This is a genomic window from Jeotgalibacillus campisalis, from assembly GCF_000829515.1.
Classification (GTDB): Bacteria; Bacillota; Bacilli; order Bacillales; family Jeotgalibacillaceae; genus Jeotgalibacillus; species Jeotgalibacillus campisalis.
This window is the reverse complement of record NZ_JXRR01000001.1, coordinates 345,447-372,362: the sequence shown is the minus strand read 5'-3', so window position 1 is coordinate 372,362 and position 26,916 is coordinate 345,447. Positions and strand designations below refer to the sequence as shown.

Sequence of the window (26,916 nt, the reverse complement as noted above, 5' to 3'; positions counted from 1 at the left end):
AAAAAGAGATTCCAGTGGATAAAATTAGGCTATTTCTCTATTAAACTGAATTTTATGATAATATAAGGTCAAAGAGCAAAGGGAGCTGGTTAGGATGTTAATGCACCGAACCGTTGGAGAAATGCTTCACCAGACAGCAAAAGAGTTTCCGGAAACCGAAGCCTATGTCTATCCGGAAAAAGGAATTCGTAAAACCTACAGGGAATTTGACCAGGAAACGGATGAACTGGCTAAAGCGTTTATAGGGCTTGGAATCAAAAAAGGGGAGCATGTCGCAATCTGGTCAGATAATAAGAGAGAATGGCTCCTGAGTCAATTTGCAACTGGGAAAATGGGTGCTGTGCTTGTAACCGTAAATACAAACTATCAGGAAGCAGAACTGAAATACCTGCTCGAACAATCAGACGCTTCTACACTTATTTTAGGTGAAGAATTTAAAGGCACTTCTTACATAGAAATCATTCAGTCGCTTTGCCCGGAACTATTCACCGGAACTAAAGGTGCGCTTGATTGCGAGGGCCTTCCTCGTTTGAAGCGCATTATTGTAATGAGTGATAAGGAGTATCCGGGCATTTACACGTGGCAGGAGTTTGAAGCATTTGCTCAAACGACTACAAATGATCAATTAAAAGACAAAATGAAAGCGCTTCATCCTGATGATGTGATTAATATCCAATATACATCCGGTACGACAGGTTTCCCTAAAGGGGTTATGCTGAGCCACGATAATATTGTGAATAACGGGCAAATCATAGGGGATTTTATGAACTTAACGTCTAAGGACAGACTTTGTATTCCAGTTCCTTTTTTCCACTGCTTTGGCTGTGTACTTGGAAATATGGCGGCTGTTACACACGGATCGACGATGGTCATCATTGAGCAGTTCGAACCCAAAAAAGTGCTGCAGGCTGTTCAAGATGAGAAATGTACAGCTTTGCATGGTGTTCCCACGATGTTTATTTCAGAGTTAAATCACCCTGATTATGCCATTTATGATACATCCACTTTACGAACGGGCATCATGGCAGGCTCTCCATGTCCGATTGAAGTCATGAAAAAAGTTATTCATGACATGGGAGCAGGTGAAATTACCATTTGCTACGGGCAAACAGAAGCCTCACCGGTAATTACCCAAACGAAGTGGAATGATGCCATTGAAAAACGGGTGTCAACAGTCGGTAAGCCCCACCCGCATGTGGAAGTAAAAATTATCAATCCTGTAACGCAGGAAGAAGTACTGTCCGGAACCCCGGGAGAGCTCTGTGCCAGAGGCTATTTGATTATGAAGGGGTATTATAAAAACGAAGAAGCAACAAGAGAGGCAATCGATTCGGATGGCTGGCTTCACACAGGGGACATCGCTGTGTTAGATTCCGAAGGCTACATTGAAATTACGGGGAGAATAAAAGATATGATTATCAGGGGAGGAGAAAATATATACCCAAGAGAGGTGGAAGAATTTTTATATCAGCATCCGGCAATACAGGATGTCCAGGTGGTAGGGGTGCCCGATGCAAAATACGGAGAAGAGCTGATGGCCTGGGTGATCTTAAAAGACGCAGAAGTACTGACGCCAGAAGAGCTCAGAAACGCCTGCAGAGGAAAAATTTCTCACCATAAAATCCCTAAATATATTGAATTTGTTTCATCCTATCCAATGACAGCCTCCGGTAAAATTCAAAAATATATTTTGAGGGAAATGTCAATCAAGAAGGCAGAAGTAGAGGCAAAGTAATCAACGGATTGGGATTCAAACATAACTCATTTTAATGATAATCCCTCCCGCCTCTCTGAGAGCCTCCCCCTGAAGCGGAAATGAACAGGTTGCATTAAAAACCAAATTAATTATGAAAGCTCACAGCCACATGGTCATAGTTGAACATTTGTTCCATTCCTTTTATAGAACAACATTTTTAAAAAGAGTTTATTATTTCTGGATAAGTCCTTTACTTTCCTTGACAACAAAGTCAATAAGAATAGGTTCATTGCAGTGTAAGGCGTTGACTCCCGCCACGCGGAAAGCATCCGCCTGAAACGGAAATGAACCGGTTTATTTATTGAGTTCCTGTTAGGTGCAGCCTTATTTGTAAACAAACTTTACAAAAATCAAAAAGAAAAAAAACAAATTGTTTAACTATTCTTAACAATCATTTAGTAGACTTTTATTGAAAGAGAATCGTTCTGCAGCTTATCTCTCAAGTCAATGTGAAACATACGATAACAAGGGGGACTTTAATTTGAGTTCATGGCTGGCATGTATTGATTTAGACGGTACACTACTCACTTCATCCGAACAGGTAACGCCCTACACACGTTCTGTATTACAGAATTTCAGAGCGGAAGGAAATAAGGTAGCACTTGTTACGGGCAGACATCCGCGTACTGCTTTCCCAATCAAGCAAATGTGCGGGGATATTGACGGGCTGGCCTGTTTTAACGGATCGTGGGTAATGAACGCTGCTGGCAGGCAGATTCATGCAGCTTCCTTTAATAAAGATGTTAAACAGGCACTGGTCAAGGAAGTAAGAGAGTTGAACGTTCCAGTCGTTTGGTCTGTAGATGATGCTTTATATGTCACAAATGAGCAAGTGTTTTTTCCTTATGACCACCGCTATGTTCCTGTGATTAATGGACATCCTCCCCCTGAGAAAGAGGTTTTTAAAATCACTCTGCTGCTGGAGAATGATGAGAGAAGAAAGGAAATAAATCACTGGTGCAAAGGCTTATATGGGGTGGAATGCATTGAATCGAGTAAAAGAACGATGGACTTAATGCCTTTAAATCAATCAAAAGGCAATGCGCTTGAAAAACTCGCTGCCACCTTTGACATCCCACTAGCGAATACGATTGCCATTGGAAATTGGGATAACGATTTATCTATGCTTGAAAAAGCTGAAATTGGTGTAGCGATGACGAATTCATCCAAAAGTCTTTTTTCCATTGCAAATGAAATTGCGGGGCACCACGATGACCATGGTGTGGCGAGGTGGCTTGCTGCCCGATGTCCTTCAAGGCTTTCAAAAGTGTAATAGAAAAACAATTTACATAAATACTATAAAGCCGAATGGGGAAGAGCTATCTTCCCCATTCGGCTTTTTACCGGCGGTCGCCTCCAAGAATATCAAACAATCCTCCCGTAACACTGCCTTCCCCTTTAGATCCGCCGTTATGGGGCATTGCTGCAAACACACGGCTGGCTAACCGGCTGAATGGAAGCGATTGAATCCAAACGGTACCCGGTCCTTTAAGAGTAGCTAAAAACACACCCTCGCCGCCAAACATCGCTGTTTTAACACCGCCGACAAATTCAATATTGTAGTCAACCTCTCCAGTCATCGCAACCAGACAGCCTGTATCTACACGCACGACCTCGCCATGTGCTAATTCTTTTTTATATATCGTTCCTCCTGCATGGACAAAGGCCATTCCGTCACCCTCAAGTTTTTGCATAATAAAGCCTTCGCCGCCAAAAAAGCCGGTTCCTAACTTGCGTTGAAATTCGATCCCGAGTGACACACCTTTTGCAGAAGCAAGAAAAGCATCTTTTTGACATATCAGCTTGCCGTTTAATTCACTTAAGTCCATAGGCACAATTTTTCCTGGATACGGGGAAGCAAAAGAAACATGCTTTTTCCCCGAACCCTCATTCGTAAAGGTTGTCATAAACAAGCTCTCGCCTGTTATAACACGCTTTCCTGCACCAATCAGTTTCCCGATTAATCCACCTTGAGATGAAGATCCGTCCCCGAAAATCGTTTCCATCTTAATTCCGTTATCCATCATCATCAGACTGCCGGCTTCTGCGATAACCGTTTCCTGAGGGTCAAGCTCCACTTGAACAAACTGCATATCGTCCCCAAAAAGTTTGTAATCAATTTCATGGTTATTCATCCGTCTTCCTCCTTTAAATTAAGGTGCAACGATCTACACTTCATTGATTCAACACACAGCTTCAAAAATCCTACCTGATTTCAAGTGAGCGGGTTCATAATTAACATTAAAATAAAAATTTAGATAATTTTCTAAAAACACGTCTTTATTTCCTGCTTGCGGCACTAAAATAAAGGAACAACTAAAATGGGAGCAAATCTCATCTCTTTCAGGAGGGCGAAGGATGAAAACGATCCCGGAGATCATGAAGTTAATTAAGCAGCTGGATACGCATGTTGCAGATGATTTTGAAGGGCAGGATCTTGATTTTAAACAATGGAGCACCAGAGCGCTTGAAGATAATTTGAATAAAATGATTCATTATTCGGTTTGTTTAACCAATGGCGGGGGAGGCTGCGTTGTCTTTGGTGTGGCGGATAAAGTCAAAGGCTATGATAAAACTATTCTCGGTGTTCCGAAAAATTTAGACCTGGAAATGCTGAAAAAAACGGTATACGCCGAAACCGTTCCGCCCATCCTTCCGCAATTCGAAGAAGTACGGGTCAGGTACGGGACTGGAATGCTTTTAATTATGACAGTGCAGCCGAGTGAGTATATCCATTCAACAGCAGATGGAAAGGCCGTTCAAAGAAGCGGAAAAGAATGTCTCCCTCTACCGGATGAGGGATAAGCGTTAAACAAATTAAGTTTAAGGAGCGGTTTATTTTGATTTGGATAAAAAACCTTTATTTTGTCCTGCCAGCGATCATTGTGGGCAGTCTTCTCATTATGTGTACAGTATTCTTTCTGTGGAACGCAGATCATCTCCTGAGCATAGGCCGTGCATCTATTTGGGTATTGACGTTGATCCTTCTTTTTTTTATTTCTGCCTGGCTGTCGTTTGGTCGATGGGAAAATGAAAACCACTTGCCTCACACTTGAGATTTCATGAAAACTCTGATTTGATTAAAGAATCAGCATAAGAGGAGTGAGGCGAAATGAAAGGGTTAATACATGCTCGGGAAGAAGGATTTGCAGGACTTACATACGGGGAATTGGAGAGCACATCAATCGGAGAGAATGAAGTGCGTGTTCAATTGAAAACAGCCGGACTGAATCATCGGGATTTATTTGTATTAAAACGTCATAAACCAACAGATCCGCCGCTTGTACTCGGTTCAGATGGTGCGGGCGTGGTGAATGAGGTCGGAAGCCTGGTAAGCCATGTGCAGGTGGGTGACGAAGTAATCATTAATCCAGGACTCGGCTGGAAAGCCAATAGTGAAGCACCTCCTGAGGGCTTTGAAATCGTTGGGCTGCCGGATCATGGAACGTTTGCAGAACAGATCCTTATACCCGCTGAAAATGCAGTTGCCAAACCGTCATTTTTGTCCTGGGAGGAAGCGGGTGTGCTTTCACTCGCTGGATTAACGGCTTATCGCGCTTTATTCACTAGAGGAAAAGTAAAAAGCGGAATGAACGTTCTGATCCCGGGTATAGGGAGCGGTGTAGCTACCTTTCTGCTTCAGTTTGCAAAAGCAGCGGGGGCAGATGTATATGTGACTTCCCGTTCTGAAGAAAAACGTGCTGCTGCCCTTTCGTTAGGAGCGGTTCACGCGTTAGACAGCAACCTTGAAAACTGGGAAGAGGAGCTCAACGAAAAAATGGATCTCGTGATCGAATGCGTCGGAGCTGCTACGTTTCAAAAATCACTGAATCAGCTGCGAAAAGGGGGGACCATCGTGACATTTGGTGCTTCTGCCGGAGACGAAATCAAACTAAATCTAAGAGACTTTTTCTATGGACAGTTAAACATGCTCGGTTCCACAATGGGCAGTGCAGAAGAATTTGAGCTTATGCTTCAATTCATTGAACAGCATAAAATAAAACCTGTTCTTGATGAGATATATCCACTGGAACAATTTGAAAAAGCATTTACCCGTTTAGAAAATGGAGAACAGCTGGGTAAGATTGGCTTTAGAATCGAATAAAGCACATTTCACTATGAAGTCGTCATTCATTCCGTAAATATGGAGTGGATGCGGCTTTTTTTTGCGCGTAAGTAAAAGCAGCTCAATGAGTTTTTGTACATCTGCCCCTTTTTAATCGATTAAGCTTCGCGTGTCACAGAACGCGAAGCTGCGGATAGAATAGTATAAAGGAAAAAAATAGAATATTATTTTATTCCGGCTGGGAGTTTAATAGGGATGAAGGAGATGTGGAAGAAGACAATTGTGCCAGCTGTAAGTGTAATTGCCATTTGTATACTATTTCTTGCGGGTCACAGCATGCAATCTGTTAAGCATGTAGAACTGGAGGGAATGATCACAGTGGCTCATCGGGGTGCGTCAGGGTTTGCTCCTGAAAATACCCAAGCTGCTTTTCAGAAAGGGCTGGAATTAGGAGCGGACTTTCTGGAGTGCGATGTTCAATTAACAAAAGACAATGAACTGATTCTGATCCATGACCTGCATGTTGACAGAACAACCGATGGTCAAGGCAGGGTTCGTGATTATACATTAGAGGAGTTAAAACGGCTTGATGCAGGGACCAGTTTTCATCCCAGTTTTGCCGGGGAGACACTCATTACACTCGATGAATTGCTGAGGGATTTTTACGGGAAGATAGGTATTTTAATTGAAGTGAAAAATCCCGCTATAAATAAAGGAATTGAAGAAAAAATAGTGGAGCTCCTAGAGGACTATCCTGATCGGAAGAGTATTATCGTTCAATCATTTGATGTAAATGCGCTCAAGCGTATTCACGAATTAAATAAGGATATTCAACTGGGGGTGCTCATCAATGGTTCCTTCATTCCGATGTCCACGAAATATATCGATGAATTGGCCTCATTTGCCACATTCATCAACTTCAATGTAACATCTCTTGATAAACGGACAGTCGATGAAATTCGCAAAAGAGACTGTAAAGTTCTGGTTTGGTCAAAAAAAGATAAACGACTTATACAAAAAGCTATTCTTTATGGGGCAGATGGAGTAATCACTGATTTTTCAAGGTGGCCTGTAGACCAGGAGGTTTACATGGAGATTGAGTGACAAGTTCAGCGCCTGCCCTTTAGTGAGAGCAGGCTGTCAGGAGATTGGCAAAGGTTTATGAGTCAAGCATGATTAAACATGTTAAAGGACTTTTTCAATCTCTTTTTCAATTTCTTCAGGCTTTGTAGTAGGAGCAAAGCGCTCTACAACATTTCCATCCCGGTCAATTAAAAACTTTGTGAAATTCCACTTTATCGCTTTCGAAAGCACACCTTTTTTCTGTTCTTTTAGAAAAACGAATAGTGGATCAGCCTGTTCCCCGTTGACATCTATCTTTGCAAAGATCGGAAACGAAACACCGTAATTAATCTGGCAGAACTCGGTTGTTTCGTTAATATCCTGGAATTCCTGCTGATTAAATTGTCCGCATGGAAAGCCTAAAACGGTTAATCCTTGGTCTTGATACTTTTTATACAATTCTTGCAGCCCTTCAAATTGAGGAGTTAATCCGCATTTGCTGGCTGTGTTGACGATAAGAACGGGCTTTCCCTCAAATTCACGCAGAGACTTTATTTCTCCATTGGCCGCAGTAACATTAAAATCGTAAATGGATTGCATCGCATTCCCTCTTTTCTTATTCTTTTTAATAGGACTAACGTACACAAAAAACACGTACCCGGCAATTAATAAGCCTGTCAACGTGCTATTTAATGTTTAATCTATCAAGACTGAAGTTAACTATCCTTTTAAAAAACAATAATCGGAAGACAAGCCCGATGGAGGAATGCGCATTGAAAAATGGCTGACATCAGACGTGCTCGTAATTGCAGTTCCGGTTATTAGCGCCTGGGGTATAAAGTGAACGGGTGCAGGTAGAAAGTGTAGAAAATCCAATTCTGATCCAGGAAAATGTTTACGCGCTTAGACTGAATTACGATTTGTTTCTTGAAACCGTAAAAGAACTGGCAGGCCACTATTTTGAATATAGAAGAAAACCGATTGCGTGCTTGATTCACAAGTGTCAGCAATTGGTTTTTTTGTTTGAGAGAGATAAATAGGAGGGATTACCGAGTAGTAAATGTAAGAGCGGCAGGTCCTTAAATTTTCTTTAATGTTTAATTATGGATGATTAAACAGGGATTTAGAATGATTTTTTATAAATTTTTTAATTTTTTTGTAAAAAAGTTTTCTGAGGACGTAAATCCCTGTTATCACAAGGTATTTAACATGGTGATGTGAGGTTATGGTAATAAAATGATAGCGTTTTCATTCATTTTTATTGATAAAAATTCACTAAAAAACGTTATCAGAATTTTATGTGATCAATGTTTTCATGGTATACTAATTCGAAATTGAAAGTGTGTGCATGAAATGAAGTGTGTGAATCACCCCTTCATCAGGACACTGAACATCTTTCATCATTCAATTAGTAGAGAGGGGAGTTTGTCATGAAGAAAAATGGATATCCGGTTCCGCAAGGATTGTACGACCCTGAGCAAGAACATGAAGCGTGTGGGATTGGTATGATTGCTAATATAAATGGTGAAAAATCCCACAGTATTGTACAAAATGCGATTAACATTTTGTGTAATCTTGAACATCGGGGCGGTCAGTCAGCTGATACGAGTACGGGAGATGGAGCGGGGATTTTAACTCAAATTCCTCATCGTTTTTTCCAAAAGCAGTGTGAAAAGGAAGATATCTTTTTACCTCGAGAAGGTGAGTATGGAGTTGGTATGGTTTTCCTGCCTAAAGATCATGAGACCCGAATTCAAAGTAAAGAAATCTTTGAACGTATTATTTTTGAAGAAGGCCAGAAATTTCTCGGCTGGCGTCCTGTACCCATAAATGATTCATTCGTAGGGAAAGTAGCAACCAAGACAAAGCCAATGATTAGGCAGGTTTTTATCCAGGCCTCAGACGACTTGAAGGATCAAATGGATTTTGAACGCAAGCTTTATGTGATCCGCAAGCGTGTTGAAAGAGAATTGGCCAGTGTAGAGGGTTATGAAGATGTGTATATCAGCAGCCTGTCTACTCAAACGATTGTCTACAAAGGTATGCTTATCCCCGAACAATTGGATTCATTTTACATCGACCTTAATCATCCTGATTTTAAATCCGCGCTAGCCCTTGTGCATTCCCGATTCAGCACAAACACCTTCCCAAGCTGGAAAAGGTCGCATCCAAACCGTTTTACCATTCATAATGGAGAGTTTAATACATTAAGAGGAAACGTGAATTGGATGCGCGCGCGCGAGCAGCTATGTGAGTCAGACTATTTTAGCAATGAAGATCTTCAAAAGGTTCTCCCTGTTATCGATTCAGACGGCAGTGATTCATCTATGTTCGATAATTGCTTTGAATTCCTTCATTTGTCAGGGAGGTCACTTGCTCATACTGCCATGATGATGGTGCCAGAACCATGGGCAAACGACGAAACGATTAAAGAAGAGAAACGGGACTTTTATGAATATCACAGCACGCTCATGGAGCCTTGGGATGGACCGGCTGCACTGGTGTTTACAAACGGGACGCAAATTGGTGCCTGTCTTGACCGAAATGGACTGCGGCCAGCGCGTTATTATGTAACAAAAAGCGGCATGATTGTTTTAGGTTCTGAGGTTGGTGCACTGGATATATTTGCTGACGATATTGAATACAAGGATCGTCTGGCGCCAGGTAAAATACTTTTAGTCGATCTGGAAAAAGGCACGATTATTCCAGATGAAGAAGTAAAGCTTCAAATCGCTTCAGAACAGCCTTATAAAGAGTGGCTGACGAATATGAAAAATCTCGATGATGTACCTGAAGCAGAGGAACAGCCGCCCGCGCATATTGGCGAGGAACTATTGAAACAGCAGCTTGCTTTCGGTTACACGAGAGAAGAGCTCACAAAGATTGTAAAGCCGCTTGTCACAGACGGCAAAGACCCTGTTGGTTCAATGGGATACGATTCTCCTCTTGCGGTGCTGTCGAAAAAACCACAGCTTTTGTATAACTATTTCAAACAGCTGTTTGCACAGGTTACAAACCCGCCTATTGATGCGATTCGAGAAAAAATCATTACTATGGTTGATACCACGATTGGAGCAGAAGGAAACCTGGTAAAGCCCGGACCTGACAGCTGTAAGCATATTCGTCTGCGTACGCCTATTCTTACGAATCGTGAGCTTGAGAAGCTGCGCCAGCAAAAACTGGATGGATTTAAAGCTGCGACTTTCTCAACGCTGTTTCCGGTACAAAACAAAGAGGGCAGCATGGAGCAAGCACTCGATACACTTTTTGAAAAGGCGGACCTTGCAGTAGAAGAGGGTACGACTCTGCTGATTCTTTCAGATAGAGGCGTGAATGCCGAGCAGGCAGCTATTCCAGCTTTGCTTGCAGTTTCCGGTCTTCATCACCATCTGATTCGAAAAGGAACAAGAACGAAGGTTAGTATTTTAATTGAATCAGGCGAACCAAGAGAAGTGCATCATTTTGCGATGCTTCTAGGCTATGGTGCGGAAGGGATAAATCCTTATCTTGCTTATGATTCAATCCGTGAATTAATGGACAAAGGTGAAATCAAGCTGGATTCCATTGAACAGGCCTCAGGAAATTATGTGAAGTCTGTGACAGATGGCGTGATTAAAATCCTTTCTAAGATGGGGATCTCTACCATTCAAAGTTATCGTGGAGCGCAAATTTTTGAAGCAGTCGGCATCCATATGGATGTAATAGATAAGTATTTTACGAGAACTTCTTCACGTCTAGGCGGAATAGGGATCGACATGATTCAAACGGAAGTTCTTCTTCGACACGAGGCGGCATTTGGAGAAAATCGCGGAGGAAACAAATCATTAGAAGCAGGCGATGAATTCCAATACCGGGCAAATGGAGAAGATCATCAGTACAATCCAAGCACCATTCATACTCTTCAGCACGCTTGTCGGAGCAATAACTATGACGCATTTAAAAAGTATTCCCGTATGCTGACAGACGAAACCGTTAACTTGCAGTCTCTAAAGGGACTTATGAGGTTCAAGAAAGGCCACTCGATCCCAATTGAAGAAGTGGAGTCTGTTGAGTCTATTTGCAGACGCTTCAAAACCGGTGCAATGTCGTATGGTTCAATTTCAAAAGAAGCGCATGAAGCACTAGCAATTGCCATGAACCGGGTAGGTGGAAGAAGCAATACAGGTGAAGGCGGAGAAGATACAGACCGTTTCACACCTGATGATAATGGCGATTCACGCCGGAGTTCGATTAAGCAGGTCGCTTCAGGCCGTTTCGGTGTAACAAGCCATTACCTGGTGAATGCAGATGAAATTCAAATTAAAATTGCACAAGGTGCAAAGCCAGGAGAAGGCGGTCACCTGCCAGGCAAAAAAGTATACCCTTGGATTGCAGAGGTCCGCGGTTCCACGCCTGGCGTTGAGTTGATCTCTCCTCCTCCGCATCACGATATTTATTCAATTGAGGATCTTGCAGAACTGATTCATAATCTCAAGAATGCAAACCCGAGCGCCCGTATAAGCGTGAAGCTTGTATCAGCAGTTGGTGTTGGAACCATCGCAGCAGGAGTGGCAAAAGGAAGAGCAGATCTTGTTTTGATCAGCGGATACGACGGTGGAACAGGTGCAGCACCGAGAACGAGCTTAAAACATACGGGACTGCCGTGGGAAATCGGCTTGGCTGAAACCCATCAAACACTGCTGCTGAATGGTCTGCGCGACCGGATCGTGGTTGAAACAGACGGCAAAATGATGACGGGCCGGGATGTCGTTCTTGCCACCTTATTAGGCGCTGAGGAATACGGGTTTTCAACGGCTCCTCTTGTTGTTTTAGGATGTGTTATGATGCGCGTTTGCCATCTTGATACATGTCCAGTGGGTGTAGCCACACAAAACCCTGAGCTGCGAAAGAAATTTACAGGGGACGCAGACCATGTAGCTAATTTTATGCGCTTTATTGCGACTGAAACACGTGAAATCATGGCTGAACTGGGCTTCAGAACGATCAATGAGATGATTGGGCGTACAGATGCCCTCGAGCTGAACGATACAGTAGACCACTGGAAAGCAAAAGGGATTGATTTATCATCCCTGCTCTACTCTCCGGATCTTCCAGCCAAAGTTGGGCGCTACCATACGCAGGATCAGGACCATGGTCTTGAAAAGACCCTGGATTTTCAGGAACTCATTCCAAACTGCCGGCGTGCGATTGAAAATCAGGAGCCTGTCGAATTTACGACAGCAATCCGCAATATTAACCGGGTAACTGGAACCATGCTTGGCAGTGAGATAACGCGCCGTTATGGAGAAAAAGGCTTACCTGAAGATACAATTAAATTGACGCTTAAAGGATCAGCAGGGCAAAGCTTTGGTGCATTTATTCCCCGGGGAATGACGCTTCGTCTTGTCGGAGATTCCAACGATTTTGTCGGAAAAGGACTGTCTGGTGGAAAAATCATCGTTCATCCGGATCCTGTCGTCACATTTCCGCCGGAGAAAAATACAATCATCGGGAATGTTTCATTCTACGGAGCATCTGCTGGTGAAGCCTATATTCAAGGAATAGCCGGTGAGCGCTTTTGCGTGAGAAACAGCGGAGCCAATATTGTGGTCGAAGGTGTAGGAGACCATGGATGTGAATATATGACAGGCGGCAAAGTAGTCGTTCTTGGAGCGACGGGAAGAAACTTTGCAGCAGGCATGTCAGGTGGTACAGCCTATGTTTTCGATGAAGAAAATCTTTTCCGCTCTAGATGTAATCCAGAGCTTGTTCATATCGAACCGCTCGACAATAAAGAAGAACTCGATGATGTTTATAAAATGATTGAAAAGCATGTTAACTATACTAACAGTGCGCATGGAAAAAGAATTCTGACATACTGGGAAAAATATTCACCGCAGTTTGTCCGTGTTATTCCAAAATCGTATTTAAAAATCAACAACCGAATTACTGAACTGCGTGAAAGCGGACTGTCTAAATTTGACGCAGAGATGACTGCCTTTGAAGAAAGTAATAAAGAGCTTGAAGCGGCAAAATAGAAACGGAAAAGGAGGGATTTGATGGGGAAGCCAACAGGTTTTATGGAGTATGAACGTCAATCACAGCGCGAGCGTGATCCACTTGAACGAACGAAGGACTGGAATGATTATACAGCCCCGATGACCGAAGAGGAGATTAAACAGCAAGGAGCCCGGTGTATGGACTGCGGCATCCCTACCTGTCATCATGGCAGTGAAATCAATGGCGTCACGACAGGATGTCCCGTTTACCATTTAATACCCGAGTGGAATGATCTTGTTTATCAGGGGCAATGGAAGGAAGCACTGGTGCGGGAACATGAGAAAAATAATTTTCCTGAATTCACTGGAACAGCTTGTCCAGCCCCTTGTGAAGGCGCGTGTGTACTTGGGATTAATGAGCCGCCGGTTGCCATCCGAACCGTGGAGCGTTCCATTATTGAAAAAGGATTTGATGAAGGCTGGGTGGTACCTGAGCCGCCTGAAAAACGCACAGGCAAAAAAGTTGCCGTTATCGGATCCGGTCCAGCAGGTCTTGCAGCAGCAGCTCAGTTAAATAAAGCAGGTCACTGGGTAACGGTCTTTGAACGAAATGACCGGGTCGGCGGGCTGTTAACCTATGGAATTCCTGAAATGAAGCTTCCTTATGCAATGGTTGAACGACGGGTAGAACTTCTTAAAGCAGAAGGCATCACGTTTATTACCAATACGGAAGTAGGCAGGGATTATCCGGTTCAAAAGCTTGAGAAAGAATTTGATTCCACCATTTTATGCGGAGGGGCAACGGTTCACCGTGATATTCAGGCTGAGGGACGTGAATTGAAAGGCATCCATTACGCCATGGACTTTCTTCACGCAAATACTAAAAGTCTGCTAGACTCCAATCATGAAGACGGCAATTTTCTTTCAGCAGAAGGGAAAAATGTGATTGTTATTGGCGGGGGAGACACGGGGACTGATTGTCTTGCTACTTCTATCCGGCACAATTGCAAAAGCTTAACGCAATTTGATATTTATGATAAAAAAGGTTCCATTCGTGATGCACTCGGCAATCCATGGCCGCAATACCCGGTTGTTCACCGGATTGAATACGGACAAAAAGAAGCTGCGAGCAAGTATGGTGATGACCCACGTGCCTATGCCGTTCAAACGACTAAATTTGTCGGAGACGAAAATGGCCATATTAAAGAAGTTCACACCGTTAATGTAAAACTTCGAATTGGCGAAAATGGAGAACGAATCAGAGACGCAATACCGGGCACAGAAAAAGCATGGCCTGCTGATCTTGTTTTGCTTGCGATTGGATTTAGCGGTCCGGAACAAGGGTTAATTGAGCAGATGAACATTGAAACCAATCAAAATTCAACGGTGAAAGCCGAGTATGGAAAGTATACTACGAATAAAGAAGGAGTCTTCTCAGCTGGTGACATGCGCCGCGGACAAAGCTTAATTGTCTGGGCGATTAATGAAGGCAGAGAAGCAGCAAGAGAGTGCGACCGCTATTTGATGGGCGCAACTGTGCTGCCATAATTGTAACAAGGGCAAGCTATGCAACATAAAGAACGAACCATAAAAAAAGCGCTTAGATGATTAAAATCTGAGCGCTTTTTTGTATAATCTGTGCGTTTAAATTTATTTATGCTTTGGCTGGAACCTGCAGAACATTCTCTGTAGACAGGATTGCCTCGATCGCGAGGCGAGCTTCCGCAATAACGGATTGGCGCCACTTTCGTTCTACAGGATAGAACATCGCACGAAATTCATTCAAGATTTCTTCCATGTCGTCTTCATTTTCTGCCCCATCCCAGTAAAGATGGTTTTCAAGAATAATGGTCATAAATTCACGAAGCTCGGCTTTTTTACTGGTGCCAAACGTACCAAATTCGAACAGGCATGAAAATAAATACTTATCGCTGAAATCGCGATTTCGCACAGCATGAAAGTGATTGGTCGAGTCCCCTTTCACATATTTAGGGCTGAATTTTTGAATGTTCTCAAGCTTGTACTGCTCTTTTAATCCTTCTACCTGCCGGCTGTCATTTTCACTCATTACCATGGTGACCTCATTGCTTTTTCCTAGTGCGGTATGCCAATCCATGTGAATAACACGTGAATAATGAGTAAGAAGCTTTCTTTGAACGTCTTTTAAGAAGATAGCTGATTCTTCTTCTTTTTCTCCGCCATAATAAACGCCTTTAGGAAATTGGAACTGTCCCATTCCTTTAGCTTGCGTAATGCCGCTGTAACCCTCTGTAGCCAGCGCTTTTAATAGCTGTCCGTGAAGTTTTCTCCGTTCCTTGCGAAGATTTTGAATTTTCCCTGTTGGCAAAAACAATTCTTCCTCATTTTCATAATGTTTATTTATATTTTCAGGGACTTCATCACGGTTAACCAGATAGTTTCGATTTAAATCAATATTATTCTCTGTTACCCTGCGAAAGTTTCGCATACCCCACGGGTTTAATGCATGGATAAAACAAATGCCGGTCGTCTTAGGGTCGACTTGAGTTAAGTATTCCTGCATAAATAAATCCGTTACAGCTGCACCGGCATACCCTTCAATACCATGCTCTCCTGTCGTAAAAAACAGCACCTTCTCATTTGTTTCCGTCGCTTCTGCATGGATCATATCAATTGTATTGTCTTTGCCTTTGCCAATCTTTTGAGTAGCCAGCCTGGCATTCGGCCAATATTTTTTAACTTTTTCCAAATGGCTGCGAAATACTTTTCTTGAAGCTTCGTAATTCGTTTGAAAGTACGTATCAATAGTCTTCATCACGTACATCCTTTCTTTTCATGACTTTTACTCCTTGCTTTCCACCTGTAAGATTTTATAAACCAGACAAAAAATTAATTAATCCGTTTGTACACTGTATGAGAAGGGAAAAGAATAGAAGATTCTATTACATAGTTTTATAGGAGGATGCATACGTGAGCAAAAAAGATGGCTTCAATGAAAACAGCAAAAATGAACAGTTGGAACAATTTCGCTCAGATGATTCAGGAAAAACAATGACGACAAACCAGGGATTAAAAGTATCAGAGGATGAATTTTCATTAAAAGCCGGTGAACGCGGGCCGACATTGATGGAAGATTTTCATTTTCGTGAAAAAATGACGCATTTTGATCATGAACGTATTCCTGAGAGAATTGTTCATGCAAGAGGCTATGCTGCCCATGGTGAATTTGAAGTATATGAGTCTATGAAAGAATTTACAAAAGCAGGATTTCTACAGGACCCGGCTAAAAAGACACCTGTTTTTGTTCGTTTTTCAACTGTGGCAGGTTCTAAGGGCTCAGCAGAAACGGTCCGAGATGCGAGAGGCTTTGCTACAAAGTTTTATACGGAAGAAGGAAACTATGACCTTGTAGGAAACAATATACCAGTCTTCTTCATTCAGGATGCGATGAAGTTTCCGGATCTTGTGCATGCATTAAAACCGGAACCGCATAATGAGATCCCGCAAGCAGCCTCAGCTCACGATACGTTTTGGGACTTTGTAGCGAATAATCAGGAATCAGCGCATATGGTTATGTGGGCGATGTCTGATCGTGCCATTCCAAGAAGCTTCAGAATGATGGAGGGCTTTGGGGTAAATACCTTCCGTTTTGTTAACGACCAGGGGAAAGCACACTTTGTTAAGTTCCATTGGAAACCTGTATTAGGTACACACTCGCTCGTTTGGGATGAAGCTCAGAAAATAAACGGGAAAGACCCGGATTTTCACCGTCGTGATTTATTTGACTCTATTGAAAATGGAGATTATCCAGAATATGAATTGGGCGTACAGCTTCTTTCCGAAGAAGATGAATTTAAATTCGACTTTGATATTTTAGATCCAACAAAGCTGTGGCCGGAAGAAGATGTACCTGTGAAAATCGTCGGTAAAATGACGTTGAATCGCAATGTGGATAATGTATTTGCTGAAACCGAGCAGGTAGCTTTCCATCCAGGACATGTTGTACCAGGCATTGATTTTTCCAACGATCCGCTTCTTCAGGGACGGTTGTTTTCCTATACGGACACTCAGCTGCTGCGCCTAGGAGGGCCTAATTTCCATGAGCTTCCTATTAATCGTCCGGTATGTCCGTTCCAAAACAACCAGCGTGATGGATTTGGACGTCAGACAATTAATAAAGGACCTGTCAGCTATCATAAAAATTCAATTGCGCAAAATACTCCAATGCCAGCTTCGGAGTCTGAAGGCGGCTACGTTCATTACCAGGAGAAAATGGAAGGAAGAAAAGTGCGCAAAAGAAGTGAGAGCTTTAAAGATCACTTTTCTCAGGCAGCTCTTTTCTGGCACAGCATGAGCAAGCCGGAGCAGGAGCATATTAAAGAAGCCTTTTCATTTGAGCTTGGAAAAGTTGAACGGAAATCAGTTCAGCAGCAAGTAATCGATATGTTTGCAAATGTAAGCATGGAGCTTGCCAGGGAGGTTGCAGAAGCAATCGGGGCTTCAGTTCCGACTGGCGGACGCTCAGAGGCTGCCAAATCCTCTCCGGCCCTAAGCCAGGAAAATACTGCGAAAAAGCCGTCCACTCGCAAGGTAGGGGTTGTCATCTCAGATGGATACAATGGTTCCGAAGTGAGTGAGGTACTGCAATCATTAACAGCGCAGGGCATTCAAGCTGAGCTGATTTCAGACAAGCTTGGCAAACGCAAGGGAACGGATGGCACAGAGCTTGAAGTCGATCATACCTTCCTTACAGCTGATTCTGTCCTTTTTGACGCCCTCTATGCAGTCGGGGGACAAGACTTAAGCAAAAAGTTTGTAAAAGACACGTCCTATTTCTTAAATGAAGCATTTATGCACTATAAGCCAATAGGAGCCACTCACGAGGGTAAGAAGTGGCTGGAAGCTAATGATATTCTAAACAGTGCAGGGGTGGTTTACAGCGAAGATATGAACGAATTTACTAACGAATTTGTTCAAGCAGTCGCAGCTCACCGTCACTGGGACCGTGAAATCGTATAAAACACCGTTTTACGATTGATTTAAACAGCTAAATATGAAAAGCTGTCAAGCCTTCTACAATTTCAGAAAGCTTGGCGGCTTTTTATCTTTTATTATTTAAGGGCATAAGAAAACACGTGCAAGTGGAAGACGACTCATTCCACTACACGTGTTCAGATTAACTTAACGTACTTTTCGATAAATTGCAACCCGTTTCGTCAAGTTTTGTTCTGCCGGAATGATTGTGTTTGAAAACTGGTATAATACAATGAAACAGATGATTTAAGAGATTGTTTAATAAAAGGAGTCAATTATGACAGAGATAAATTTTAATGATTTTGCAGTAAGCCAGGACATCCTGAGTGCTTTAGACCTTTTAGAATACAAGCAGCCTACAGCTGTTCAGCAAAAAGTGATACCGGTTGTTCTTGATAAAAAAGATGCAATCGTAAAATCGAAGACTGGCAGCGGCAAAACAGCTGCATTTGGCATACCATTGTGCGAGCTGGCTGAATGGGAAGAAAATAAACCTCAGGCGCTGATCTTAACCCCAACGCGTGAGCTTGCTGATCAAATTAAAGAAGATATTACAGCTATAGGCCGTTTTAAAAGAATAAAAGCTATAGCCATCTACGGAAAGCAGCCTTTCGCTCACCAAAAAACGGAACTTAAACAAAAAAACCATATAGTAGCAGGTACGCCCGGACGTGTACTTGACCATATTCAAAAAGGGACAATCGCAATTGATAAAATCGACTACTTGATTATCGATGAAGCAGATGAAATGCTGAGCATGGGTTTTATTGACCAGGTAGAGGCAATCATTAAAGAACTTCCTTCTCAGCGGACGACTATGCTCTTTTCAGCGACTCTGCCTGAAGAAATTACTAAATTAAGCGATTTATATATGAACAACCCTGAAAAAATAGAAATAGATTCTTCACATTCAATCGATTCACATATTAGTCATTCTATGTACAGGATAGATTCTGCAGGTAAACTGGGCTTATTAAAAGCCATTACAGTAATAGAAAACCCGGATACATGCATTATTTTTTGCAGTACAAAGGATCGGGTAGATGAGTTGGTTGAAGAGCTGGACCGAACAGGCTATACTTGCGATAAGCTTCACGGAGGTATGATTCAAGAGGATCGTTTTGCTGTAATGAACGACTTTAAACGGGGAGATTTTCGCTACCTGATTGCTACAGATGTTGCAGCAAGGGGCATTGATATTGAAAACGTTTCTCTCGTCGTAAATTATGATTTTCCTTCAAAAAATGAAAGTTACGTTCACCGAATAGGGCGAACAGGCCGTGCGGGGAAATCCGGAAATGCAATTACATTTGTAACGCCAAAGCAGGAACATTATTTAGCAGAATTGGAAACGTTCATTGGATTCAAACTAATCGAAAAAACACCGCCATTAGAAGAAGAGATCGCTTTAAAGAAAAGTGATTTTGAAAATAAGATGGACATTTTACCTGAAGCAAAAACAAATAAAAAAGAACGAGTCAGCGAAGACATTATGAAGTTGTATTTTAATGGAGGCAAAAAAAAGAAGCTAAGGGCAGTGGATTTTGTCGGAACCATCGCGAAATTAGACGGAATACATGCACAGGATATTGGGATTATAACCATTCAGGAAAATGTCACGTATGTGGAAATATTGAATGGTAAAGGTCCTCTGGTACTTCAGAAGATGAAGAACACCACGGTAAAGGGTAAACAGTTGAAGGTTCACCTTGCAAGAGAAAAGTGATTGTAGTCTTTTAATAAATAGACTGAGCGGGGCATAGTGCCGCACTCAGTCTATTTATTTAGACTAGTTCTTTTTTCTCAAAGACAAGCCCTTTTTTATCCATCAAGTATTGCAAGGCGGTTCTAAATGTAGAAAATGCGTGAATTGTGGCAAGGTTAATCTGTCCATATTCCACCATTCGCTGAATCAAGATAGGAGAGAATCCAACATATAGGGTCTCAATGCCCATCAATTGAAGCGCCCCAGTTAAGTCATCAATCTGTCTGCTTAGAAGTTCAAATCCATTCTCGTCTAGATCTTCGTACGTTAACCCCGTAAAATCAATAACCGCGTGTTCGATCTGTCGATTTACACACCCCTGCAAAATTTTTGACTGAATATGGTTGAAACGGTAGTCAGAAAGCTGGCCAAGCAGCGGAACTAGGATGGTATCAGGTATGATAGAAGAAATAATCGGTGCAGAAAGGTCTTCAATCGTTGATTCAAGCTCTTGAACCTTTTTAGTGAGTACCAGGTTTTCGTGTGTCAGTTTCTCTATATCGTTCACAGTATACATTTCCCCTTTTATCATGTTAAACAAATATTTTCACACACTACTATTATCCTACATTTGATCCTTGGCGTATGGAAGCATTCACCTCATTTTACCACACTTTCACAGTTAATTTGTTACTAAAGTTGGCATAAAGGAAGTGATCAGTCCCTGGTAAATAAAAGTAATGGATGAACCGATTCCCAGCACAAGAAAGCTTTAAAGGGTTTTTTTAATGAAAGTTAATTATGAGAGTGTATGCATTTGTGAAAAAGGACATAAACATGCTATGTATCTTTAAATAGTAACCGTGAATAACTTATTATTGAAATAGAAAGAGACTGCTGAACCCAATGACTAGAGACAAGAGGAAATTAATGATCCCCGTAATGATTACAATCGCTAAGCCCTTCCATGAAGAGAACTGATGGAGTACACCGATCCCTTTGCTCATAATTACAACGGTAAAAATAGATGCGATGGCATTAATAACAAACAACGATATAACGATGCTTATATAGAACGTGGATTCCAGCTCAGCATTCGTATCAGTAAAAAATTGCTTTCCTGCAATTAAAACAGATGTTAACAGGATAAGTGATTGGAGCATACGTGGTATAAACATCGCCCCCATTCCTTTAAACATTTCTTTAACGCTGCTTTTCCCTCCAAAAAGTTTCCCAATGTAAGTGAAAAATAACGATGTTACGAAGGCTCTTGCTATTCCCATGAGCAGTCCTATACAAATGGAGAAAAGGACAATCATAAGAATGGAAAGATCGTTAACGATGCTTTTGCCCTGTAAATTGGTTAACCCTGAACCAATGCCTGCGATTCCTGTGACGATTAAAACAAACCAAAAAGATTTTAAGCTTGAGACCTGTCGTACGGTTTCCTTCGGTTTTGTCCAGACGGATAAAAACGGATTTAATTTCATTGCTCCACCCCTTCAATTTAATGGATAGATTAAACTTTACAGTTTTAAATTTCCATAAACAAAAGGGGATAAACATTTCTAAGGTAAAATAAAGAAGACTAAACCCCCGTTAATACAAATATTTGTTAAAAAATTAAAATATAAATATATCATATAGTAATAAATTCAAAAATGTATACTATTATAATTATTATATGTAAAAATATAACTTACAAAAGATTAGTTGCCTTTTTATTTTTTATACGCTTATTGTTCAAGTAAACACCAATAAAAACCATAACCCCTCCTGCAATTTGAACCCACGTGATGGTCTTACCTAATGCCAGACTAATGATTGCCGTGAATACAGGAATGAGGTAGAGGAATATTCCTACACGTGATGCGTCAACATATCGCAGTGAAATATTCCAAAATACAAACGCTCCCACACTCGGAAATAGCCCCATATAAAGCAAACCGAGTTTACCAGGAGTACTCAATGCTTCAGGAAGCCCGAAGTAGAGCACGGCAGGCGTTATAATGACAATGCCTATTGCAACAGAAACGGTTGTAGAAGCGATAGGAGGGATGCCGGTACTTACTCTGCCCATTATAGAGTAAAAAAGACCACAGAAGGACCGCTGCAAGCATAATCAGATCCCCATTGTTGAATTGTATCGATAAGAATTGAGATAAATCCCCTTTTGATAAGACAAGCATAACTCCGCTGAAGGACATCAGAAGCCCGTAAACATTATACTTTGATAATCGCTCCCTAAGAAAAAATGAAGATAGAACGACAATTAATACTGGACTGATAGAGTTTACCAGGGATGCATTTACTGGCGTAGTCCAACGAAGAGCCTCATACAGTAAAAAGTTGTAACCGAGTATACCTAAAAACGCCATTAAAGTGTGTAATTTCCATAATTTTAATACACTTTTCCAATCAGGTTTCTCAATCCACTGGGATAAGGGTATTAGAATGACAAGCGCAATGCTCCACCGTACAAAGGTCATTGAGAGCGGTGTGGTTTCTTTTACAACATATTCTCCAAGTACATAATTCCCTGCCCAGAATAGGGGAGCCAGACATAAAAATAAAAATACGTATTGTCTTTTCATGTTTCCCCTTCCTTTCCATATTTAAATAATCCTCTTGATTACTAGTTATTACTATAGATGACTAGTTTTCTGTTTCCTAGTGATTCTACATATATTGTCATTATTTTTAGTAGAATAATAGGGAGTTTCACAGGAAAACAGGGAGGAAATCGGGGGTAATTTGGAGCAGATTATACTTGTATACAATATGGTATACAAGTAAACGTTTTTGTAAACAAATAGTGTACAATATAGTAAGCATGTAAACAAATATGTATACATGTTGATATGAAGGGATGTGTACAGTTTTGTATCCAAGTACACATAATTGTATACAACAGCTTCGAAAGAATGCTACTAATGAATGATTGACGAGAATGGTTATTTTCTATAATCTTAACTGTAGTGGTAAAAGAAACACACAAAACCATTAAATGTATTAAATGAGAGGAATGATTCGATGAGTAGTTCAAGAATTGCTGCAATTGATGTAGGGAATGATTCTGTAAAGGCACTATTTGGAAAGACTGATTATGAGTTAAACATTCCAAATGTAATAGCAAGAGACCGAGAGGATCGTCCGGTTATAGGAATTGAAGACTTAAACGAGAAAAACCCGGTAGATGGTATTCATATCCGCGTCCACTCTCCTGCCCTCAAGGATAATAACGCAATTTACCGTGTAGGAAATCTTGCAACAAAAAGCGATAACGCAATGGAATTAGATCCAGGCAGCAGCAAATCAGAAGAAGATCAATCACTGGTTATGCTTTTTGCAACACTGGCACTTGATGCAGTTAGACCTAATAACCCTGCTCAATTTAAAAAGAATAATAATGTAGTAGATGCTACGTACACGCTTGGCACCGGCCTTCCTCTAAGAGAGGTAAAAGAAGGCAAGGATGTTGGTTTCCGTTCACAGCTGCTTGGATCGGTTCACCAGGTGGAATTTTTAGTAACACCTAAATTCCAAGGCCAGAAAGTAAATATTAAGTTCGAAGAAGTAAAAGTGTACCCTGAAGGCTTTGCCGCTTTTATAAATCTTGTGATGGATAACCACGGGAACATTACAAACCGTGATTTAATCGACAAACAAATCCTGATTCAGGATATTGGAGGACTATCTACAGATATCGCGGTAATAAGAAACCGCAATGTTGATGATGATAAGGCTCAGGGCTTTAATTTAGGTGTTTCTGAGTCTCTTGAGGCAATCCGTGAGGAAATCCGTACGAAGCATGGTGTGGAGCTTGATACGCGTAGTGATGTAGTTGATATCATCACAAAGAAAAATGACCGGAATCATATCATGGTTAAAGGCAGCCGGACAAGCGTTCATGATATTACAGACCGCATTTTGCTGGACTTAGCAAAAAAAGAATACCGTCACCTTCGCAATGTTTGGAAGAAAAATTCACAAACAGAAATTTGCTACTTCGTCGGCGGCGGAGCAATGGTTTTAAAAGAGTATATTAAAACTTTAAACAATAACCTGGATGGCTATAATATCGAATTCTTCGAGGACGAAAAAGAGAGTATCTGGATGATGGCCAATGCTTACTACAAATTGATCTCTGACTTTGATCGAAAAAATAATAAAGCAGCTGCGCAAGAACCAAAAGAGAAAAAAGCAGCTGTTAAATAATAGGGCTTCCCTATGAGTAACTCATCTTCTGAAGGGATTAAAAGAGGACAGGCCATTACTTTTCGCCTGCCCTCCGACACCCCGGATCACCTAATAAGAGAACTGCAGAAAATCAAAGAAACAGAGCGTAGAAATTTCTCGAGTAAAATTGCAGAATTCGTGCTGGAAGGTGTGGGTGGTCATCACCAGTCCAAGGAACGTGAAACGGTCTCTGTTCCCCTTCCAAAGGCTTTGAGCAAGGAACAACGCTCTTGGATCCGCCATTCGCATTCGGAGGCCCTGCTGGGTAATATAATCTATCAGCTTCTTTTAGACCCTGTACGTGCAACAGCAATCCTGGCTTCTATGAATAGTACATCATTAGACATTGATGAAGCGCTCTATCTCCAGGAATCGACCAGGAATGAACGCACACAAAGAAAAGTTTACGAGACTCCAGCTGAGGAAAAATCACGGGAAGATGCAGCTTTAAGAAGTGCATCAGAAGACGATTTGATGGACTTTGATTGGGATGAGGCTAAAGAACAAGCTCTTGAAGACAAACAGGAACCTGTTGAAGAAAAAGAGGAGAATATCGATGATCTTCTCGGAGGATTTTTAGATCGAATGAATAAGTAACGATGTATAAGTTTATAAAAGTAAAAATAGAATTCACTAAATAGATAAAAAGGCATATATTAACAAAATATACGCCTTTTTATTTTTATATATTACCAATAAATCCAATAATATGTATTTATATCTTACTCATTTTCCTTTTTTTCCTTATTTCTTCTGCTATTCATAAATAAGATCACTGCACCTAAAGTGGAGAAAAATAGTACTAAGTAATCTACTGGCTGAGGATCATCTGCTGTCACGATAATGTAGAAAATTCGAATTGCATTTAAAAGTAAGATCACACTGAAAACCAAATCAAGTTTGCGTAGATTCATTATGTAAACACCTCCGTTATCGTGCAAGTAACAATCAAAAAGGGCCTGTTAAAGCGCCCTTTTACCAATACCTATTAATTATCCGCTAAAAAAATGTCCCTGCTGACTATTCTTCATTGCCCTCAGTTTCAAACAATTTTACAATTTCAACAATAGTTTGTGTTGCTTTTTCCATATTGTCCACTGAAATATATTCATACTTACCGTGGAAGTTTTCGCCTCCTGTGAAAATATTAGGAGTTGGAAGACCCATATAGGAGAGTTGAGATCCATCCGTGCCTCCTCTAATTGGCTCGATAATTGCTGGAATATCCAAGCGGCTCATCGCTTTTTGTGCAATATCGACAATGTGTCGAACAGGTTCTATTTTTTCACCCATATTGAAATACTGATCTTCAATTTCTAGTGTAACCGTCCCTTGTCCGTGCTTAGCATTCACTTCATTTACTACACGATTCAGCAATTTCTTGCGATCATTAAATTTTTCGCGATCGTGGTCACGGATAATATAATCCAATGTCGTCTTTTCAACATTTCCATCCAGATTCATTAGATGAAAAAATCCTTCATAACCGGATGTAAACTCAGGCGCCTCATCAAGTGGCAGCATTCTGTTTAATTCCATCGCTATTTTGATGGAATTGACCATTTTATTTTTTGCAGTCCCGGGATGCACATTCGTTCCATTGATCACTACACGCGCTCCTGCTGCATTAAAGCTTTCAAATTGAAGTTCCCCAAGTGGCCCTCCGTCAACTGTATAAGCATACTTCGCACCGAAAGCTTCCACATCAAACTTATGCGGCCCGCGGCCAATTTCTTCATCCGGTGTAAAAGCTACGCGTATTTTTCCGTGTTTGATTTCAGGATGCTGAATTAAATACTGCATGGCCGTCATAATTTCACTGATTCCCGCTTTGTTGTCAGCGCCAAGTAAAGTGGTGCCATCTGTCGTAATCAGGGTATGTCCAATATAGTTTGACAGTTCCGGAAATTCTCTTAAGGAAAGAACGATATTTAATTTTTCATTTAACAAGATATCTGTGCCGTCATACTGCTCGACAAGCTGAGGCTGAACATTTTTGCCGGTAAAATCAGTTGCTGTATCCACGTGAGCGAGGAATCCAATTGTAGGAACCGGCTTTTCTGTATTGGATGGGAGTGTAGCCATTAAGTAGCCATTTTCGTCTATGGAAACTTCTTGCATGCCGATTTCTTTTAATTCTTCAGACAGGAGATGAAGCAAATCCCACTGCTTGGCAGTTGAAGGAGTAGATGCTTCAGTAGGGTCTGATTGTGTATCTAATTTTGCATATGTAGTCAAACGGCGAATTAAATCCTTTTTCATAAATGTAACCTCCTGTATTTTTCTCAAGTATAACATTTAAAGGTGCGAGTCTCCTCACATTTTCATTGGAAGGAGCTCACACCTCATTTTATAATCTCGGCTGGACCTGATTCTGCTGGATCCAGGGTTTAAGTTTGATAAAAAGGGGTAAAAAAAGCGCGGTAATAAATAGACCTTTAATTACATTAAATGGGAGAATGAATGCTATTGCAGTGTACCATTTTACAGCTGGATCAAGCATGTAATCCATCCCGAAGAACCAGGCATATGCAGGAAGAATTAAGAAATAGTTTAAAACGACAAGCAGCAGAGCCATGGTGATCGTACCGGTAATTAATCCTTTGGCTAAAGCATTTTTCGATTTTCTTTTATGATAAAAATAGGCGACAGGGAGAATAAACGCACAGCCGGCAATAAAATTTGACAGCTCTCCTATAGGAATGCCGTTTCCCCTGAACAGATAGTATAAAATATTTTTCAGCGCCTCCACGATTACCCCTGCCATAGGAGAAAATAAGATGGCTGCTAATAAAGCAGGCACATCACTAAAGTCAATTTTCAAGTAATCCGGCAGAAACGGAAGGGGGAAATTCAACAGCATTAAAATAAAAGCAATGGAACTAAACATCGATAACTTCACTAACATCTGAGTGTTTTTCATTCGAATATCTCCTATTCTTTCGTTCCACTCTAAGAAGTTTTAGCTCATGGCAAGAGGCTCTATTTACTGGAATAGTGATCTGTGTTTTGTTTGAAATGCCGGGCATCTGATTAATTAGTTTATGAGAACTTGTCACTAAACATACGCCATATACAAACTCCCCTTCCAAATAAA

General features: G+C 41.3%; 22 protein-coding genes. 12 read left to right on the top strand and 10 right to left on the bottom strand.

The window, feature by feature from the left end; translation table 11 throughout:
- The first annotated feature begins 94 nt into the window (after positions 1-94).
- Together KR50_RS01675 and KR50_RS17900 are read left to right on the top strand one after the other, a co-directional pair.
- Positions 95-1,735 carry an AMP-binding protein gene (locus tag KR50_RS01675; RefSeq protein WP_041054011.1) on the top strand — a complete coding sequence of 547 codons (1,641 nt, stop codon included), beginning with the start codon at positions 95-97 and terminating at the stop codon, positions 1,733-1,735.
- 502 nt (positions 1,736-2,237) lie between these two features.
- Positions 2,238-3,029, top strand: coding sequence for a Cof-type HAD-IIB family hydrolase (locus tag KR50_RS17900; RefSeq protein WP_052476665.1), 792 nt, complete (start codon positions 2,238-2,240; stop codon positions 3,027-3,029).
- Positions 3,030-3,096: 67 nt separating this feature from the next.
- Here the strand turns inward: KR50_RS17900 and KR50_RS01665 are convergent, their stop codons facing one another.
- Positions 3,097-3,891, bottom strand: a complete 795-nt coding sequence (locus KR50_RS01665; RefSeq protein WP_041054009.1) for a TIGR00266 family protein — start codon at positions 3,889-3,891, stop codon at positions 3,097-3,099.
- A gap of 223 nt (positions 3,892-4,114) precedes the next feature.
- On the opposite strand from KR50_RS01665, the gene KR50_RS01660 reads away from it, so the two are divergent.
- From KR50_RS01660 to KR50_RS01645, 4 genes are all read left to right on the top strand, one after another.
- Positions 4,115-4,561 (top strand): RNA-binding domain-containing protein, encoded by a 447-nt coding sequence (locus KR50_RS01660; protein ID WP_041054008.1) that lies wholly within the window; start codon positions 4,115-4,117, stop codon positions 4,559-4,561.
- 35 nt (positions 4,562-4,596) lie between these two features.
- A complete protein-coding gene (locus KR50_RS01655; RefSeq protein ID WP_041054005.1) occupies positions 4,597-4,812 on the top strand; it encodes a hypothetical protein in 216 nt (71 codons plus the stop codon).
- A gap of 56 nt (positions 4,813-4,868) precedes the next feature.
- Positions 4,869-5,861, top strand: coding sequence for a zinc-binding dehydrogenase (locus tag KR50_RS01650; protein ID WP_041054002.1), 993 nt, complete (start codon positions 4,869-4,871; stop codon positions 5,859-5,861).
- Between the two features lie 216 nt (positions 5,862-6,077).
- Positions 6,078-6,926 carry a glycerophosphodiester phosphodiesterase gene (locus KR50_RS01645; RefSeq protein WP_052476662.1) on the top strand — a complete coding sequence of 283 codons (849 nt, stop codon included), beginning with the start codon at positions 6,078-6,080 and terminating at the stop codon, positions 6,924-6,926.
- 81 nt (positions 6,927-7,007) lie between these two features.
- Here KR50_RS01645 and KR50_RS01640 read toward each other — a convergent pair whose 3' ends face one another.
- A complete protein-coding gene (locus KR50_RS01640) occupies positions 7,008-7,484 on the bottom strand; it encodes a glutathione peroxidase (protein ID WP_041053999.1) in 477 nt (158 codons plus the stop codon).
- 830 nt (positions 7,485-8,314) lie between these two features.
- Between KR50_RS01640 and gltB the strand changes: the two genes are divergently transcribed.
- Entirely contained in the window at positions 8,315-12,901 is a 4,587-nt protein-coding gene (gene gltB, locus KR50_RS01630) for a glutamate synthase large subunit (protein ID WP_041053993.1), read from the top strand.
- Between the two features lie 21 nt (positions 12,902-12,922).
- Positions 12,923-14,410 (top strand): glutamate synthase subunit beta, encoded by a 1,488-nt coding sequence (locus KR50_RS01625; protein ID WP_041053990.1) that lies wholly within the window; start codon positions 12,923-12,925, stop codon positions 14,408-14,410.
- A gap of 106 nt (positions 14,411-14,516) precedes the next feature.
- Here KR50_RS01625 and KR50_RS01620 read toward each other — a convergent pair whose 3' ends face one another.
- Positions 14,517-15,656 carry a M14 family metallopeptidase gene (locus KR50_RS01620; RefSeq protein WP_041053987.1) on the bottom strand — a complete coding sequence of 380 codons (1,140 nt, stop codon included), beginning with the start codon at positions 15,654-15,656 and terminating at the stop codon, positions 14,517-14,519.
- 155 nt (positions 15,657-15,811) lie between these two features.
- Here KR50_RS01620 and KR50_RS01615 point away from each other — a divergent pair, with 155 nt between their 5' ends.
- Both KR50_RS01615 and KR50_RS01610 read left to right on the top strand, forming a co-directional pair.
- Positions 15,812-17,860, top strand: a complete 2,049-nt coding sequence (locus tag KR50_RS01615) for a catalase (protein ID WP_041053986.1) — start codon at positions 15,812-15,814, stop codon at positions 17,858-17,860.
- Between the two features lie 292 nt (positions 17,861-18,152).
- Positions 18,153-19,601, top strand: a complete 1,449-nt coding sequence (locus KR50_RS01610; protein ID WP_041053982.1) for a DEAD/DEAH box helicase — start codon at positions 18,153-18,155, stop codon at positions 19,599-19,601.
- Between the two features lie 58 nt (positions 19,602-19,659).
- Here KR50_RS01610 and KR50_RS01605 read toward each other — a convergent pair whose 3' ends face one another.
- From KR50_RS01605 to KR50_RS18855, 4 genes are all read right to left on the bottom strand, one after another.
- Entirely contained in the window at positions 19,660-20,148 is a 489-nt protein-coding gene (locus KR50_RS01605) for an STAS domain-containing protein (RefSeq protein ID WP_041053980.1), read from the bottom strand.
- 307 nt (positions 20,149-20,455) lie between these two features.
- Positions 20,456-21,070 carry a YIP1 family protein gene (locus tag KR50_RS01600; protein ID WP_041053978.1) on the bottom strand — a complete coding sequence of 205 codons (615 nt, stop codon included), beginning with the start codon at positions 21,068-21,070 and terminating at the stop codon, positions 20,456-20,458.
- A gap of 209 nt (positions 21,071-21,279) precedes the next feature.
- Positions 21,280-21,660 carry a DMT family transporter gene (locus tag KR50_RS17895; protein WP_084215452.1) on the bottom strand — a complete coding sequence of 127 codons (381 nt, stop codon included), beginning with the start codon at positions 21,658-21,660 and terminating at the stop codon, positions 21,280-21,282.
- The gene (locus KR50_RS18855) at positions 21,554-22,174 is read right to left on the bottom strand and encodes a DMT family transporter (RefSeq protein WP_084215451.1); all 621 of its coding nucleotides are present in this window, start codon (positions 22,172-22,174) and stop codon (positions 21,554-21,556) included. The genes KR50_RS17895 and KR50_RS18855 overlap by 107 nt, the downstream gene beginning before the upstream one ends.
- Before the next feature lie 439 nt (positions 22,175-22,613).
- Between KR50_RS18855 and KR50_RS01590 the strand changes: the two genes are divergently transcribed.
- Both KR50_RS01590 and KR50_RS01585 read left to right on the top strand, forming a co-directional pair.
- Positions 22,614-23,798 (top strand): ParM/StbA family protein, encoded by a 1,185-nt coding sequence (locus KR50_RS01590; protein WP_041053976.1) that lies wholly within the window; start codon positions 22,614-22,616, stop codon positions 23,796-23,798.
- 12 nt (positions 23,799-23,810) lie between these two features.
- On the top strand, positions 23,811-24,416 hold the full coding sequence (locus KR50_RS01585; protein WP_041053974.1) for a hypothetical protein: 606 nt from the start codon (positions 23,811-23,813) through the stop codon (positions 24,414-24,416).
- A 125-nt stretch (positions 24,417-24,541) separates the two neighbouring features.
- Here KR50_RS01585 and KR50_RS01580 read toward each other — a convergent pair whose 3' ends face one another.
- The 3 genes from KR50_RS01580 to KR50_RS01570 form a co-directional block, all read right to left on the bottom strand.
- A complete protein-coding gene (locus tag KR50_RS01580; protein ID WP_041053972.1) occupies positions 24,542-24,733 on the bottom strand; it encodes a hypothetical protein in 192 nt (63 codons plus the stop codon).
- Between the two features lie 106 nt (positions 24,734-24,839).
- Entirely contained in the window at positions 24,840-26,081 is a 1,242-nt protein-coding gene (gene pepT, locus KR50_RS01575; protein WP_041053969.1) for a peptidase T, read from the bottom strand.
- An 88-nt stretch (positions 26,082-26,169) separates the two neighbouring features.
- Complete coding sequence (locus tag KR50_RS01570; RefSeq protein WP_041053966.1) at positions 26,170-26,742, bottom strand: ECF transporter S component; 573 nt, start codon at positions 26,740-26,742, stop codon at positions 26,170-26,172.
- Between the last annotated feature and the right edge of the window lie 174 nt (positions 26,743-26,916).